The organism is Acinetobacter calcoaceticus, assembly GCF_051947995.1.
GTDB lineage: Bacteria > Pseudomonadota > Gammaproteobacteria > Pseudomonadales > Moraxellaceae > Acinetobacter.
In genome coordinates this window covers 406,764-423,502 of the sequence record NZ_JBLVVH010000004.1, presented here as the reverse complement: position 1 = coordinate 423,502, position 16,739 = coordinate 406,764, and the positions used below count along the sequence as shown (strand labels likewise).

The following is a 16,739-nucleotide window of genomic DNA, read 5'->3' as shown; positions in this document are numbered from 1 at the left end:
CGTGTTCATCATGAATCGATGCCAGGATTATGATTTAGGAGTTTGTAATGTCCAAGACTGGATTTGGTCAAATGTATCGCCAACTTTCGAGTAAGTTACTTGACCTGGTGGTCACCCCACATGTTCTTGGTGAAGTTCCTACAGAATCCACCACAACTGAGCAACAGACAACAGAATCAAATAAGCTAGTCTGCTATGTTTTACAGAATTATTCGCGTAGTAACGCCTTGGTGGTGGATGGAGAAACCCGTCGCCTCAATTTAAAACCCGCGCTGGATCCTTTGAGTTTTGGTGCTTATCAAGAAAAAAACTCCGTCCTGTTCTTACATCACAACGAAAATAATTTCTTTAACACCCAAACCTTTCCTCCTCGCCTATTACAACTGGTTGAAGCACTCGAACAGCACCCTGAAGTGGATATTCAACTGGTGCCTGTAACCGTACTTTGGGGACGTTCACCAGATAAAGAAGATTCCTGGTTCAAACTCTTATTCTCTGATACCTGGGCCACTCCAGGTACCGTCAAGCAGTTGATGAATATTGGCTTGCATGGCCGCCAGTCTTATTTAGAGTTTCATGAGCCGCAATCGTTGCGTGAACTGGTCGACTATGCCAAGAGCAATCACCCGAATGTTTCACCCGCGACCTATATTGCCAGCTCATTAGATACTTATCTCGATCAACAACGTGAAGTGGTGCTCGGCCCGGATTTATCGGATCGTCGTAACGTCATGCAATCGGTGATCAAATCTCCTGAAGTACAAGATGCGATTCGTCGTGAAAGCATCCAGCATAAAATCAGCATGCTTGAGGCAGAACGTCGTGCCATCGGTTATGTCAATGAGATTGTTTCGGATTATTCTGCCTCGGCAGTCCGTTTTGCCGATATGGCCCTGACCCGTCTATGGACACAGCTCTATGACGGTGTTGAAGTACATAACTTCAGTACGGTCCGTGAACTGGCAAAAGACTATGAAATCGTTTACACCCCGTGCCACCGCAGCCATATCGATTATTTGTTATTGTCATACGTCATTTATAAACGTGGCTTGATGATTCCCTATATCGCAGCCGGTGATAACCTCAACTTACCATTTGTCGGTCAGTTATTACGTGGTGGCGGTGCCTTCTTTATTCGCCGTTCTTTCCGCGGCAACGCGCTTTATACTTCTGTATTTAAAGAGTATTTATACAGCATCTTGTCGCGCAATACCCCGCTGGAATACTTCATTGAAGGTGGCCGTTCACGTACAGGGCGTTTACTCCCGCCGAAAACCGGTATGCTGGCAATGACCATTCAAGGGCATTTACGCGGCCCGGCCAAACCGATCGTATTCGTACCGACCTATATCGGTTATGAACGCCTGATGGAAGGTTCAACCTATGTCGGTGAAATGCAAGGTAAGCCGAAAGAAGCCGAATCCATTTTTGGTATTGTTAAAACCTTACGCAAAATTGAACGTATCTTCGGTAAAGTGCATGTGAATTTTGGCGAACCCGTATTCCTGAATGACATCCTGAAACAGAATAATGTAGAGCAAAACCCGGCCGATGTACCAAGCTCGACCGAGATTTCAAGCGTGGTAGCAGACTCAGCGCATCTGATTCTGGAAAATATCAACCGCGCTGTCGTGATTAATCCAGTTTCATTACTCTCGTTAATTTTATTGGCGACACCGAAACACACTTTGGATGAAGAGATCTGTGCGAAACAACTCGACATCTATCGTGATTTGGCCACCCAGCAACCTTATGATGAACGCACCCAAGTGACTTCATTATCAGGTAAAGAAATCGTTGCCTATGGTCTCAAGCTGAAGCTGATCAAACGTGTACAACACGTGCTGGGTGATATTATTGCGATTGAAGATAATCAGGCCGTGTTGCTGACTTACTTCCGTAATAATATTCTGCATGCCTTTGTGTTACCGTCATTGGTCGCATCTCTGGTTGAGCACAACGGAAAAATTCACAAGAATGACTTAAGTAACGTGATTCGCACCTTATATCCATTCTTGAAAGCTGAACTGTTCATGAAGTGGCAAGCAAGCGACTTACAGCAGCAGATTGATAGCTACATCGATGCTTTGGTAAAGATTGGCCTGATTTTCCAGGATCACGAAGGCAATCTGTTTAGTCCAACCCCAAATAGCGAAGAACATCAAAAACTGGTGACTTTGGCAATGCCAGTCAAACAGAGCCTGGAACGTTACTACATGACGCTAGCTCTGATCACCCAACGTGGTTCAGGCAATATCTCGACCAAGCAAGTTGAAGAGCTAAGCCATTTATTGGGTCAACGCCTCTCTGTACTTTATGAGTTCAACTCGCCAGAGTTCTTCGATAAAGCCCTTTTCCAGAGCTTTATTAAAGTGCTGACCCAGCAAAATTACATTCGTAACAATGAACAAGGCTTCATTGAATATGATGATAACTTCAGTGAAATGGCTGCAGGTGCGCAACTGGTGCTGGATGAAACCACCTTACAAATGCTACAGCACATCACGACCTTTAGCGATGAAGAGTTGGCTGAAGCATTGGAAGCAATGGCTTCACAACAAGCCAAACGTCGTTTAAAACGTAAGAAAGCATAAGTATCAAAAAGGCAACTTCGGTTGCCTTTTTCTTTCACTATTAACGACGACAGCCCAGATATTTAGGATCATCCTGACAACGTAGCCGATTAATCAACTCGACGAAGTACGCATCGTAATAGCCTGCATCGACATAACGTTTACTAATCTTCGCCACCAAAGCATCGTATCCCTGTTTTTCATAAGCCGAGATATCCGCCCAGTAATAAGCAGGTAAGTGATTTTCCCACTGGATCGCCTGTGCAGCCAGCACATGACTGTTATTAACAAACCACGAGCGCACCTGATGACCAAAACCGGCCGGATAAGCTTGCGGTCGTATCACGATATTCATGGCAAAATAGGCCACAGGGAAATTCACGACCTGTGTCGCTTCACCAAATTCCTTTTTCAAGTTATAGGGCAGTATGCCATAGGCAGGAGCCGCGAGAATATCAATCTTCTTGCGCTTAAACGAATCAACCGCATTCGAAAAATCGACATAAACCGGTTTAGATCCCACACTCTGTACCAAGGCCAGTTGCGGTGGATTATCTGCCAGAATCCCAATGGTTTTGTTCCTCAATTGGGAAACTTTATTGATCTGCTGGGTATTCATGATCATATAAGCCGTTCCAATTGGAATCATCCCAAGCACTTCAAAATCCGGACCAGTCATGCGCTTTTCAACATTCGGATGATTTAAAAGCTGCAGAAAAGTGCGTATCACTCGATTATTCGGGACTACTCCAATTCCTCCCGTTGTCCCCATAAAATGGTTATAGCGATGCGTATTAAAATTTGAAGCCACTAAACCAGAACACTGTTTTTGTTCAAAAGACTGGATCGCCTCTTTTTCATTTTTAAAGACTTTAAGCTTAAGCTGGACCTGATTTTGGGATGCATATACACGAATATCCTGTAAACGGCGGCTAATGTCCCCTTGTGTACCCAAGGGATCAAATACACACCAGCTTTGTTCCGCGGCCCAACTCGCGGTGCTCATTAATCCGAGTAGGCTCATGCACATTATTTTTCTCATTCATCACCCTTTTACACCCGACAGCAAACCTCGTGCTCAATTCAGGTAGTTCCTTTGCGGAATCTGTTGATCGTTATGATTCAAAATCCATACCAACTCTTTAAGCTTTCTTTACAGTGTAATTGAATTATTTTTCATTACCATGGACAGATAAAGCTGCAGCGTAGTCATTAAAGCAAATCAGGTGGTCAAATTGAAATCCGGTGTTAAGCAACCGAGTGGCATAAATTTGCTTGCCCGTCTGTCGGTCTGAAAGTAATTTTAAAGGCGCTAAATTTAATTGCTGTTGAAACCAAAACAGAATTTCATGCATCGGAATGGGTCGATTATTGGTCACAATATAGCTCTGTTCAACTTGGGCCATATCCACCAGTAACGCTAAAAACCTAGCCAGATCATCAATATGAATCCGGTTGCTAAAATGAACGACTGGATAAGTCGGGCTTTGCTCAGCCAGCTTTTTGAGCCGGGCAATTGAAGTCCCATAGATCCCCGTAGGGCGAACAATAATACTGTGTTGTGGGTAATGCTGCTGCCACAGCAACTCCATACGTCGCAATAGCTCACCTTGTGGATCAGCAGGATGGATCTCGCTCTCGTCATCAATGCGTTGCCCTGCATTTTCGCCATAGACACGGGTTGAGGATACAATCACAATACGTTGTACTGCATGGGGCTTTAGCGCCTGAACAATCGACTCAACACTATCGACATAGGTCTGCTGATAAGCCTCAATCCCACTTTCAGAAGGCGCCAGAATCACATACACCACATCCACAGGCGCCAGCTCGGTCAAATCAAGTTGATGAATGTCCTGAATATAATGGGTCGCGTAACAATCTGTTTTTGCACTGCGACTTATTGTGCTAATGTGGTGTCCTTGCTCAAATAAGTGTTTAGCGACACGCTGAGATGTTTTACCATAACCAATAAATAAAATATGCATACACACCTTTGACCAGAGATGACATCAGTTCAGCAATTACAAGGCGTTGGTGCTGCCGCAGCGACCCTCTTAGAAAAGCTTCATATTTTTAGCACGGATGATTTGTTATTCCATCTTCCCCGTGACTATGAAGATCGTAGCACTATTATTCCAATGAATCAGCTGGTCGTTGGACGAAGTTACTTGCTTGAAGGTGAAGTACGCTCTGTTGACTTCCCACCCGGAAAAAAGAAATCTCTTGCCGCATTGGTCCAGGACGATTTCGGCAAGGTTACCTTACGCTTCTATCATATTTATAAAGGTCTTACGGACCGTATCCAAATGGGACAACGGCTGCGCATTTTTGGCGAAGTGCGTGTCGGTGCACGTGGTCTGGAACTGTATCATCCTGAAATTCAGGTGATCCAGCAACATACGGCCCTGCCCAAGACCCAGCTGACCGCGATTTATCCCAGTACCGAAGGCCTGACCCAACCCAAATTACGTGAGTATGTCCGTCAGGCACTTACCCATCACAGTGATGATCTGCCCGAATTATTACCCAGTAAATATAGCAATGGCTATGAGCTGAAAGAGGCATTGCATTACATCCACGAGCCGCCCACTGATGCCAACATGTTGCAGCTCAACCAAGGTTCACATCCGGCACAGCAACGGCTGATTTTTGAAGAACTGGTGGCGCATCAAATCAGTTTACTCACACGTCGTGCCTATATTCGCCAGATTTCAGCACCACGCTTTAGTAGCAGCAAAGTACTGGCCAAGAAATTATTAGAAGGCCTGCCTTTTCAGATGACCAATGCGCAAAAGCGCGTTTCCAAGGAAATCTTGCAGGACCTTAAACAAGATCAACCCATGTTACGTCTGGTGCAAGGGGATGTTGGTGCCGGCAAAACCTTGGTGGCTGCGGTCGCTGCCTGTCATGCACTGGAAGCGGACTGGCAAGTGGCGCTGATGGCACCCACTGAAATTCTAGCCGAACAGCATTATTTAAACTTTAAACGCTGGTTTGAACCTTTGGGTATTCAGGTGGCATGGCTATCGGGTAAACAAAAAGGTAAAGCCAGAACACAAGCTGAACAGCAGATTAAAGAAGGTCATGCCCAGTTGATCGTGGGTACCCATGCGCTATTTCAGGATACGGTCGGTTTTTCCAAGCTCGGCTTGGTGATTATCGATGAACAGCACCGTTTCGGGGTTGATCAACGCCTCGCCTTGCGCAATAAAGGCGCGGACCAGTTCACTCCGCACCAACTGGTCATGACCGCAACCCCGATTCCCCGCACTCTCGCCATGAGTGCCTATGGTGATCTAGATACTTCAATTATTGATGAGCTGCCACCCGGTCGTACCCCGATCCAAACTGTCACCATCCCCCTGGAACGGCGGGAACAGGTCTTGCAACGCATTGCCAGCAATTGTCGTGAAGGTAAACAGGCTTACTGGGTGTGTACTTTAGTCGAGCAATCGGAAACGCTAGATGCCCAAGCTGCGGAAGCAACCTACCAAGAGATTAAAGAACGTTTTCCAGACATCAATATCGGGCTGGTACATGGCAAGATGAAAGCCGATGAAAAGCAAGCGGTCATGCAAGCCTTTAAAGACAATCAATCACAACTATTGATTGCCACCACGGTCATTGAAGTAGGGGTTGATGTCCCCAATGCCTCGATTATGGTGATTGAAAATGCAGAACGTTTAGGCCTGTCTCAACTGCATCAGCTGCGTGGCCGTGTAGGTCGTGGCGCCACCGCCAGTTTTTGTGCCTTACTCTATAAAACGCCGTTATCACAAAATGGGCAGGAACGGCTTTCTATTTTACGGGAAAGCAATGATGGCTTTGTGATTGCGGAAAAAGATCTGGAAATTCGTGGCCCCGGTGAATTACTCGGGACCAAGCAGACCGGTGATATGGGCTTTCGTGTGGCCCGTCTAGAACGGGATGACCACCTGCTGACTCAGGCACATTATGTCGCAGAGCAAATCCTGAAAGACTATCCACAACATGCAGAAGGTCTACTGAAACGCTGGTTACCCGAAGCACCAAGATATGCTTATGTTTAAATTATTGGGCAGATCAGCTCAGCAGCTATTTGATTATTTTACCCCATGTAGCCTGTGTGATATTGGCATGAAACGGCACTTCGGTGTCTGTCAAAGCTGTTGGCAACAATTGCCCTGGCTCAAGCAAACCATTGAACGCAATCAACAGCAAATCATGGTTGCCTGCCATTATCATTACCCGATTGACCGGATTATCCAACAGTTTAAATATGAGCAGAAACTGCATCATCAACGTCTATTAAATGGTTTGCTATTGCAACCCAGACTGCCCAAAGTACATGCCATTGTGCCCATGCCTATTTCAACAGATCGTCTGGTCGAGCGTGGTTTTAACCAGAGCCTGCTCTTGGCACAATCCTTAAGTGAGCACTTGAACATTCCCGTCTGGCAACCGGTCCAACGCTTGGCCCAGCATTCTCAAAAAGGGTTAAGCCGTCTGGAGCGGCTGGAAAATATTGAACGGCAATTTGTTGCTGCTGCACCGAACCAGATTCGCTATCGCAAGGTCCTCATTGTCGATGATGTGGTCACCACAGGCAGTTCGATTACTGCATTATCTCAGGTGCTGCAACAACTGGGCTGCCAACAAGTCTATAGTCTGTGTCTGGCAGCCGCACAGCATCAGGAAATTAATTCAAATGATGCTGCTGACACCACGGAATCACCACTTCTTTAGTCAGGGGGGCCAGTACCGTCGATTGATCATCCAGATCGATCCATTTCATCTCAGCAATCTCAGCCGCGATTTGTGGCTGCTGTTTTAACTCAACCGCATAGACATAGCTGATCAAGGCATGATCAGGTTCATTGGCTGCTGCTGTTTTAAATTCACCGACAAACTCTTTAAGCTCACACTCACAGCCTATTTCTTCCAGAATCTCACGCTGAATTGTCACTTCAGGTGCTTCATCCAGCTCAAGCTTACCACCGACCTGCATAAAGGCATGGGTATTTTGCTTACGCACCAACAGTAATTGATTGTGCTCGTTCAAGATAATGGCAGCAGCAACAGTAATGGTTTTCACAATCGTATCCTCAGGCCTGAATTTCAGTGCTAGATAGCCACTTCGGTGCCGCAGGCTGATAAGCCGCAAATGCAGCCAGAACCTCTTCAATCTGCTCGGCCACAATCAGCTTGTCCACAAAACGTGCTTGGGTAAAACCACTGTCAACCGAGGCTTGCAGCATTTTCAGCAAATCGGTATAGAAACCATTCACATTTAAAAAAGCACAAGGCTTTTGATGGATACCCAACTGACTCCAGGTCCATTGCTCAAAGATTTCTTCGAGTGTGCCTGCACCTCCGGGCAAAGCTACAAATGCATCAGATAGCTCAGCCATTTTGGTCTTGCGCTCATGCATATTGTTGACCCGATACAATTCGGTTAAACCAGTATGGGCCAGCTCTCGATCCACCAAGGCATGGGGAATCACACCAATCACACGACCGCCCGCCTGTAGTGCACTATCAGCCACCACACCCATCAGACCCGAACGTCCACCGCCATAGACCAAGGTTTTGCCTTGCGCTGCAATCACCTGCCCGGTTAACTGGGCCATTTGCTTGAAAACAGGATCATTCCCGAGAGAGGAACCACAGAAAACACATATAGAATTCATACAATTAAAACCGTTTTATAGAACTGTCATGCTGATAAAGTAGGCTGTGTAACAAGATTTTTTAAAAAATAACGTTTAGGCAAGTGTTTTTCGTTTCATCCTTGTCTAAAATACACCCTGCTTTTCGGAAAAACACCGGAAACTTTACCTCGACTGCGCAAGGAAAAAAGACATGCTTGAAGCCTTTTATGCCACTGAGCGCGGTAGTCTAGAAGATGCAACAATCAATGGCAGTTTCGACCTTCATCCTGAACTGGTCTGGATCGATCTCATCGCCCCATCCCAAGAAGAACAACAATGGATTCTGGATGCATATGAGCGAAACCTACCTACCTTAAAGTCACTTGAAGATATTTCCTCATCAGCACGATTCTACCGTGATGATGACGGAATTTTGCATATCAGCACCTATTTTTTAACAAAGAATAAAAATTTTCAATCGGATCGTGAACAAGAAGATCTCGAGAATACTCTGGCCGCTACCGTCCACACCGTTGCGTTTCTACTGGATAAAACACAACTGATCACGCTACGTGGCGAAAAACTGGTGGCTTTCCGGGCCTTTCGCGCCCGGGCAAGACGCAATGATTACAGCATCGATTATAAAGATCCCGTATGGATTTTATTAGGCTTGCTCGAATCTAAACTGGATGAGCTTTCAGATATTCTGGAAGATACGCATAAGTATCTGGAAGAATATTCAGCCGAGGTGTTAAACGATCACCATCGCGAACAGATCCTTGATCTGGATGACATGATCACACGGCTAGCGCATCAGGAAGACATGTTAGGGAAAGCTCAGCTCTGTCTGACCGACCTGCGCCGAGTTCTGTCTTTCCTTTCGCGCCCACGTGCCTTAGGCAGCCATATTTATGACCCCGATATCCGGGAGATGAGTGAGGATGTGCGTTCTTTACTGGAGCACAATACTTTCCTGTTTCAAAAACTAAAATTCTTACTGGATATTACCACCGGTTTTGCCAATACCGAGATGAATGAGACCTTCAAACGCTTCTCTATTCTTCCAAGCATGCTGGCACCTCCAATGCTGGTGGCCAGTATTTATGGCATGAATACCGAAGTATTACCGTTTTCACATGGCAGTACCAGTTTCTGGATTGTGATCACGCTGGTGTTAACCTTCCTGATTGGTCCGACCATCTACTTCCGCTGGAAGAAATGGATCTAATAAAAAAGCACCTGACGGTGCTTTTTTATTGCGACAAGTGATCTTTAAATTAATTTCAGATCATCCTGCAAATGACAGGCCTGGATGATTTTCAGCATTTTTTCAGTCACATTTTTGAAATGCAGCCCTTTACTGTCTGGTGTCTGACGCAACCATTGCACCAGTACCGCCAACGATAAAGTATTGCCCTGCTCAAGCTGGCGCAGATCAACAACCAGAGGAAAATTCTTATGCTGCTGAATATGCTTTAAGCCAGCTTGGTAGATCTGCTCTGCATTTGCAAAATTAATCGTTTTTGAAACGACCAATTGCTGATCAATATACTGAATCACCTGTCACCTACTTATTTTTTGCTAACTGCAGCATCTGCATCTGGTTTAAAGGTCGCAATCGCTTTATTAATATCGCCACCGTTACGTTGCACCGTTGCAGCGAACTGGTTACGGAACTGCAAGCCCAAATCGATGCCAGACACGTTGATGTTACGTACTTTCCACTGGTCGCCCTTATCCGCCAACTGGAACGAAACCGGGATTTTCTCGCCATTATGCAAGAAATCCAAAGTCACTACAGGCGTTTTGCTGTTGGTCGATTTGAACGGACGCATGGTGTAGCTTTCATTGGTATATTTTGCGAAAGCGCCGCCATAGTTCTCGATAATCACTTCACGGAAGTTCTTCTCGAACTGTGCACGTTGTGCAGCATTGGTATACTGGTTATTCGCATATGTCCCCAATACAATACGGGTAAACGCTTGAGAATCCACATATGGATCAAGGTTTTGACGAATAATGCTTTTCACCAGTGCCGGGTTATTCTGCAACTTGGCATGATCCGCTTTTAGACGCGTAATTAAGCCATCAGCTACACGTTTAACAAAGTCAGGCGGGGTTTCAGTTGGTGCCGCAAATGCCGCACTTGCAAGCATTGTCGATAATACGCTTGCGGTTAGCGTTTGTTTCAATAATGTATTCACTTCAATCTCCTAACCTGAATTACTCAACAAAAGAAGGTTCTGCTTCAGCAGCAGGCTGTGAAGCTGGGCTTTCTGTCGCTGTTGAGCTTGATGTGGCTTTACCAGCACCACCAGTAATAAATTTACTGATCAAATCTTCTAAATCCATGGTGCCCTGGGTATTTGAAACCACGTCACCCCGTTTGAGATAGTTCACACCACCGCCCGGAACAACTTTCAAATATTTCTCACCCAATAGACCATTGGTTGCTACCATTATATAAGCATCTTCATCGAGTGTGGTGATGGAGGTCATGTTACTGGTAAGTTGCTGTTCCATTTCTTTTTGTTTCGCAGCATTCGCTTGCTCATAGTCAGAACTATAGCGTAACTCTTCCAGCGCATTGTTCTGCACTTCTTTGAGCTGCTCTGGATTAAAGCTGGTCAGCTTACCATCCAGATCAAATTTAACGGTGGCCAGACGAGAAACCGGATCAAGCGTAATTGATTCAACACGACCAATGGTTACACCACTCATGGTCACTTTGGCACGTGGCTTCAAGCCATTCACATTGTCAAACTGTGCTGTCATGCTGTAGCTGTCGCGCAGATTAGTACCCACCAAGCCACTGACCTTCATCGCCAGAAAAAATAGAGCGACACCGAAGATAATGACAAAAATACCTACGGCCAGCTCACTAGTACGTGATTTCATTAAATCCCTCCGAACATGACCGCAGTCAACACGAAATCAAAACCTAATACACAAAGTGAAGAATATACGACCGTTCTGGTCATTGAAGTCGCGATACCTTCTGGGGTTGGTTCACAGGCATAGCCCTGATACACCGCCACCCATGTACAAATCAAAGCAAAGACAATGCTTTTAATAATGGTGCCATTAAAAATGTCATGCCAGAACTGGACGCTGCTTTGCATACCACTCCAGAACGAACCTTCATCAGCACCTAAAAAATCAACACCAACCAGCTTGCCGCCAATAATACCAATGCTTGCAAAAATGACCGTGAGCATGGGCAAACTGACAATACCGGCCCATAGACGAGGAGCCACAATCTGACGTAGTGGATCAACACCAATCATTTCCATGCTGGCAAGCTGTTCACTCTGTTTCATGGAACCAATTTCAGCTGTCAAGGCCGAGCCTGCACGTCCTGCAAATAATAAGGCAGCAACGACAGAAGCAAGTTCTCGCAGCAAGGTCAGTGAAATTGCAGTACCCAGCATTGCTTCACTACCAAAAGTGACCAGAATGCTATACATCTGCAAGCCCAGCACGGCACCAATAAACAAACCGGAAACCGCAATAATCAGCAGGGACATCACCCCCACACGATACATCTGGTAAACAAAGCGCCGAAAACCACCTTTCGATGGCATGGAAAATAAAACTTGCAGGAGCATCAGCGCGGCAGCACCGATGCCTTTTATTCGCTCAATAACGAGTCTACCTAGCCAGGCAATCGCATTCATGGACGAACCTCGTTATCTAAATATGCTTGATGAGTAAATTGATATTCCACAGGTCCCTCAGCCGAACCTGTTAAAAACTGACGGACAAAAGGTGAAGCATGGTTTTTTAGTTGTTCTGGTGAACCTTCACCCTGAATTTTACCTTCTGCAACCACATAAATATAATCCGCAATCGATAAGGTCTCGGCCACATCATGCGATACGATAATCGTAGTCAGATCCAAAGCATCGCGCAAGGAACGGATCAGACGGGTCAATACCCCCATCACAATTGGGTCCTGGCCTGCAAATGGCTCATCATACATGATTAGCTCAGGATCCAGTGCAATCGCTCGCGCCAAGGCAACACGACGGTTCATACCACCCGAAAGCTCGGTTGGCATCAACTGTTCAGCACCACGCAATCCAACCGATTCCAGTTTTAATGCCACCAGTTCTGCAATCAGATGTTCTGGCAATTTGGTATGTGCGCGGATTGGAAATGCGACATTCTCATAGACCGACATGTCGGTGAACAATGCACCACTCTGGAATAACATGCCCATACGCGCGCGCGCAGCGAACAACTCATGACGTGACATGGTGGCAATATTTTTACCGTCCAATAGCACTTCGCCATGATCTGGGCTTAACTGTCCACCAATCAAACGTAACAAGGTGGTTTTACCGGTACCGGACGGTCCCATAATTGCAGTAATCTGACCACGACGAATCTTAAGACTGATATCGTCATAAATGACGCGCTCTCCCCGATTAAAGCTTAAGTTTTTAACTTCAATTAAGGCTTCACGATCAAGAGGAGATGGATTATTCATAATGGCATTCTTTCCTGCACTTTTTATGCACGCATACTATACACTGAAACACTAAACGCTTGTTTCCATTTTGATAAGGGATGTATCAAGAGTATTTAATTTATGTAGTTATTCTTGGGAACAATTTGGCTGGTGGTTGGATGAGAATTAACATTAAATGATTCAGTATTAATCATATCAAATAACGCATAAGCAAAAAACAAACCGTTACACAGCATTAAAATGACGAATAGGCATGGCAGCCCTTCACTACACATGAAAGACCAAGCTTGACTCAAAAGGCTTTTATTTTGCTTCACCTTATTCATTTCTTATATAAAGTTTGAATTAGTACACATTTTTATAATTTTACATGACTAAACCGAAATAAAAAAGCCAGTTTTTCAACTGGCTTCTTCATTCTATCGGTTTTTAACGATTAAAAATCGTTTTTGCGACGACGGTCGCCACCGAAAGTTTCTTCACGTGAACCGCGTACTGGACGCTCATCGCTACCAAACTTACGCTTTGGACGGTCATCACCACCGAAGCTGCGTTTTGGACGGTCATCACCGAAGCTACGCTTTGGACGATCACCGAAACCACCTTCACGCTGTGGACGATCGCCAAAATCACGTTTAGGACGGTCACCGAAGCTACCTTCACGACGTGGTTTGTAATCTACACGGTTACCACGGTTGTCGTCATTTGAGTCAAAACGCGGTTTATCGTTGAAACCACCTTCACGACGTGGGCGATCAGAATTGAACTCGCGACGTGGACGGTCTTCACCACCAAAGCTACGTTTTGGACGATCATCAAAACCGCCTTCACGACGTGGACGATCTGAATTAAATTCGCGACGTGGACGGTCTTCAAAACCGCCTTCACGGCGTGGACGATCTGAATTGAACTCGCGACGTGGACGGTCAGAGTTAAACTCACGACGTGGACGATCTTCGCCACCAAACGATGGACGCTCACCACGTGGCTTGTCATCGAAGCTACGACGTGGACGATCATCACCGCCTTCACGACGTTTGAAGTTACCTTCACCTTCAAAACGACGACCACCGCCAAAACCACCGCGACCACGACCGCCGCCATCACGACCACCGCGACCACGACCGCCACCGTCACGACCTGAACGTGCAGGAGGTGGAGATGGTTCTAAACCTTCGATTTCAGATACATTTAAACGTGCGTCTAAATAATCTTCCAAAGCACGGATTTTGCCACGCTCACGGTAAGTTGCCAAAGTCACAGCTTGACCGGTACGACCCGCACGACCTGTACGACCAATACGGTGTACATAGTCTTCATTTTTCATCGGTAAACCGAAGTTAATGACGTGTGAAATGGTCGGTACGTCTAAACCACGCGCCGCAACATCGGTTGCAACCAGGATTTTTGCACGACCTTCACGAATGCTACGTAAACGACGGTTACGAACGGTTTGTGGCATCGCACCATGGAGTGCAACAACAGAGTGACCCGCTTCAGCTAATTCTTCAGCAAGCATATCAGTATCTTCTTGCGTGCTTGCGAATACAACCGCTTGATCTACAGACTCATCAGATAACCAGTGAGTTAATAATTTTTTCTTGTGTTCGAAGCCATCCGTCCAATGTAATGTTTGAGTTACATCAGTATTGGTGCTGTGACCAGTTTCGATGGCAATACGTTGCGGATCATTCATCATGCGTTCAGCAAGACGGATAATACGATCAGCAAAAGTTGCAGAGAACATTAATGTTTGATTACGGTTTGCAGCCAATTCACCAATTGCTTCTAAATCTTCAGAGAAGCCAAGATCAAGCATACGGTCTGCTTCATCAACAATTAATGATTCAACTTTATCAAGTTTAATTTGACGACGGTTTACAAGGTCAAGTAAACGACCTGGAGTCGCAACGACAACTTGTGCACCTTTAAGCTGCTGGATTTGCTTACCGAAAGGCATACCGCCCATAATTGCAGCAATACGAACACCTTTCATGTGACGTACAAATGCAATCGCATCTTGGCTTACTTGTTGAGCCAATTCACGCGTAGGAGAAATAACTAAAATCGATGGCTGAGTGACTGCTTTCATGCGCTCTTTGAATGGCACAAAAGTATCTTCACCCGCTAAAGCGTTTAATGTAGGAAGTAAAAATGCTGCTGTTTTACCAGAACCGGTCTGGCTTGAAACTAATAAATCTTTACCTTCTAATGCAGCTGGAATCGCTTGTTCTTGCACAGGAGTTGGTGTCGTAAAACCTAAACCTTCTAGGGCTTGTTGTAAGGTTTCGTGCAAAGAAAATTCGGCAAAAGTTTTGCTCATAGAGAGTTTCACCCTTGTGGGTGCTCCATTTTAATAAATACAAAAAATAGACATCGGCAACAAGCGGCAAAGCGACTCAAGCTGAAAATATATGAAATTCAGCGGCGATCCGAATAACGACGATGTGGACTAAACGCACGCTTGATTACTGCCTCAACCTGAAGAATCGCTAAGCGATTTGGGCGCAAGATGTGGTCCTCTCTATGGACAGCGTGCGCTAATATGAATAGAACTGAATGTTCAGGTAATGAACTGGAATTTAAGTGCGTGGGCGGATTATAGCAGAAACTTTAAGAAAGTCACGTTTTTTTAGAAAATACTGGGGCTGGCGATCACAAATAAGCGATACACTTCTATTAAATGTACAATTATTCTGTGTGACAACAACAGATTACTTTAAATAAAACATGGAAAATAAACTACAAAATAATTTTATGCTGATCAGATTATTACTGGGTTTATGGTTATTCGGGTGTTTGAATATTATTTATCATGGACAGCAGGAAAATCCCTACCCCTTTATTCACGATGCTGGATACGTCTTTGAATATCCGGTTAAAGGAGTCATTTTAACCTGTGTTCTTTTTTCAATTTATTTTATTGCCCGTGGCCTCTCAACCTTACTGAAACTGGATACAACCTATCCCATCCTTACCTACACAGCCTGCAGCTGCATCGTGATTGGACAATTCCTGATTGCCCTTTTCGGATCAATGCATGCTCCACCGTATTGGGCTGCCTATTTAATCAATACCATTATTTTACTTTTATCTCAGCTATTTATTATTCCCGCCCTATTACACAAAAAAAAGAGTAGCTAGATGCTACTCTTTTTTTAACCTACAAATTATTTTGCAGCATCGCCCCAAGCTGGAACAACGTTTTGCATCAATGGCTTTAACATCTTCAATGAACATGCAAGCACCTGACCATTATCAAATGATTCATTGCCACCGCGCGCATCAACAACAACACCGCCCGCTTCTTTCACGATTAATTCGCCCGCAGCGATATCCCAAGGTTTTAAGCCAAGTTCGAAGAAACCATCAAAACGACCTGCAGCAACATAGGCCAAATCCAAAGCAGCTGAACCACCGCGACGAATTTGCGCGCCAGATTTAGTCACTGCCAATAATGATGCAAAATGTTGCTCGGCATAAGAAACGATTTCACCATTACGCTTGGCACGGTACGGATGACCGACTGCAAGGAAAGTATTTTCAAGGTTTTCTTTAACATTGACACGGATACGGCGCTGGTTCATCACTGCACCACGACCGCGGCTCGCAGAAAATAGCTCATCACGTACCGGATCATAGATCACACCGTGTTGAGTCACACCTTTATGTTGTACTGCGATAGAAATACAGAAATGCGGGAAACCGTTGATAAAGTTTTGTGTACCGTCTAAAGGATCAATCACCCAGCACCAGTCTGCATCGTGACCTTTACCTTCTTGCATACCAAACTCTTCACCAAGGAAGCTGTGGTTTTTATAGCTTTTGCGAAGTGTATCAATTGTAAGTTGTTCCAAGTAACGATCAACACGTGTTACCGGACCATCAATGCCTTTTTCTTCAACTTGTAAATCGAGTTTATGACGATTTTGATGTGCCTTTAAAAGCTCTTGACCAACTGTTTGAGCCGCACGCGCAGCCATAACCACCATAGGTTCCATTGAACACCCACTACAAATTTGAAGATTTTGACAAAGAATAATGCATAAAAGCGCGTAT

Annotated in this window: 15 protein-coding genes; 4 read left to right on the top strand and 11 right to left on the bottom strand. The window is 45.2% G+C overall.

The features are described 5' to 3' along the window. The first annotated feature begins 47 nt into the window (after positions 1–47). Positions 48–2,594: a glycerol-3-phosphate 1-O-acyltransferase PlsB gene (gene plsB / locus ACNQO6_RS10670; protein WP_440208939.1), complete on the top strand. Its 2,547-nt coding sequence runs from the start codon at positions 48–50 to the stop codon at positions 2,592–2,594. 40 nt (positions 2,595–2,634) lie between these two features. On the opposite strand, the gene ACNQO6_RS10665 is transcribed toward plsB, so the two are convergent. Both ACNQO6_RS10665 and ACNQO6_RS10660 read right to left on the bottom strand, forming a co-directional pair. Then, positions 2,635–3,615 carry a putative solute-binding protein gene (locus ACNQO6_RS10665; protein WP_440208938.1) on the bottom strand — a complete coding sequence of 327 codons (981 nt, stop codon included), beginning with the start codon at positions 3,613–3,615 and terminating at the stop codon, positions 2,635–2,637. Positions 3,616–3,742: 127 nt separating this feature from the next. After that, a complete protein-coding gene (locus ACNQO6_RS10660; RefSeq protein ID WP_440208937.1) occupies positions 3,743–4,561 on the bottom strand; it encodes an NAD-dependent epimerase/dehydratase family protein in 819 nt (272 codons plus the stop codon). A gap of 18 nt (positions 4,562–4,579) precedes the next feature. Here ACNQO6_RS10660 and recG point away from each other — a divergent pair, with 18 nt between their 5' ends. Both recG and ACNQO6_RS10650 read left to right on the top strand, forming a co-directional pair. Further along, the gene (gene recG, locus ACNQO6_RS10655) at positions 4,580–6,625 is read left to right on the top strand and encodes an ATP-dependent DNA helicase RecG (protein WP_440208936.1); all 2,046 of its coding nucleotides are present in this window, start codon (positions 4,580–4,582) and stop codon (positions 6,623–6,625) included. Next, a complete protein-coding gene (locus ACNQO6_RS10650; RefSeq protein ID WP_440208935.1) occupies positions 6,618–7,301 on the top strand; it encodes a ComF family protein in 684 nt (227 codons plus the stop codon). The genes recG and ACNQO6_RS10650 overlap by 8 nt, the downstream gene beginning before the upstream one ends. Here the strand turns inward: ACNQO6_RS10650 and ACNQO6_RS10645 are convergent. Continuing rightward, complete coding sequence (locus ACNQO6_RS10645; RefSeq protein WP_343579823.1) at positions 7,255–7,650, bottom strand: NUDIX hydrolase; 396 nt, start codon at positions 7,648–7,650, stop codon at positions 7,255–7,257. The two genes, ACNQO6_RS10650 and ACNQO6_RS10645, sit on opposite strands and share 47 nt — an antisense overlap. Before the next feature lie 10 nt (positions 7,651–7,660). After that, positions 7,661–8,245 (bottom strand): TIGR00730 family Rossman fold protein, encoded by a 585-nt coding sequence (locus tag ACNQO6_RS10640; RefSeq protein ID WP_032868638.1) that lies wholly within the window; start codon positions 8,243–8,245, stop codon positions 7,661–7,663. 172 nt (positions 8,246–8,417) lie between these two features. Between ACNQO6_RS10640 and ACNQO6_RS10635 the strand changes: the two genes are divergently transcribed. Then, positions 8,418–9,434: a CorA family divalent cation transporter gene (locus tag ACNQO6_RS10635; RefSeq protein ID WP_005227453.1), complete on the top strand. Its 1,017-nt coding sequence runs from the start codon at positions 8,418–8,420 to the stop codon at positions 9,432–9,434. 44 nt (positions 9,435–9,478) lie between these two features. On the opposite strand, the gene ACNQO6_RS10630 is transcribed toward ACNQO6_RS10635, so the two are convergent. The 7 genes from ACNQO6_RS10630 to ACNQO6_RS10600 all read right to left on the bottom strand — a co-directional run bounded on the left by ACNQO6_RS10630 (position 9,479) and on the right by ACNQO6_RS10600 (position 16,681). After that, positions 9,479–9,766, bottom strand: coding sequence for an STAS domain-containing protein (locus ACNQO6_RS10630; RefSeq protein WP_440208934.1), 288 nt, complete (start codon positions 9,764–9,766; stop codon positions 9,479–9,481). Positions 9,767–9,777: 11 nt separating this feature from the next. Next, a complete protein-coding gene (locus ACNQO6_RS10625; RefSeq protein WP_343579821.1) occupies positions 9,778–10,410 on the bottom strand; it encodes an MlaC/ttg2D family ABC transporter substrate-binding protein in 633 nt (210 codons plus the stop codon). 19 nt (positions 10,411–10,429) lie between these two features. After that, on the bottom strand, positions 10,430–11,104 hold the full coding sequence (mlaD, locus tag ACNQO6_RS10620; RefSeq protein WP_009514011.1) for an outer membrane lipid asymmetry maintenance protein MlaD: 675 nt from the start codon (positions 11,102–11,104) through the stop codon (positions 10,430–10,432). Further along, a complete protein-coding gene (mlaE, locus tag ACNQO6_RS10615; RefSeq protein WP_005227460.1) occupies positions 11,104–11,883 on the bottom strand; it encodes a lipid asymmetry maintenance ABC transporter permease subunit MlaE in 780 nt (259 codons plus the stop codon). The genes mlaD and mlaE overlap by 1 nt, the downstream gene beginning before the upstream one ends. Beyond that, a complete protein-coding gene (locus tag ACNQO6_RS10610) occupies positions 11,880–12,698 on the bottom strand; it encodes an ABC transporter ATP-binding protein (RefSeq protein ID WP_005227462.1) in 819 nt (272 codons plus the stop codon). The genes mlaE and ACNQO6_RS10610 overlap by 4 nt, the downstream gene beginning before the upstream one ends. A 418-nt stretch (positions 12,699–13,116) precedes the next feature. Then, positions 13,117–15,003 (bottom strand): DEAD/DEAH box helicase, encoded by a 1,887-nt coding sequence (locus ACNQO6_RS10605; protein ID WP_343579816.1) that lies wholly within the window; start codon positions 15,001–15,003, stop codon positions 13,117–13,119. 847 nt (positions 15,004–15,850) lie between these two features. Beyond that, on the bottom strand, positions 15,851–16,681 hold the full coding sequence (locus ACNQO6_RS10600; RefSeq protein ID WP_005227466.1) for an inositol monophosphatase family protein: 831 nt from the start codon (positions 16,679–16,681) through the stop codon (positions 15,851–15,853). Between the last annotated feature and the right edge of the window lie 58 nt (positions 16,682–16,739).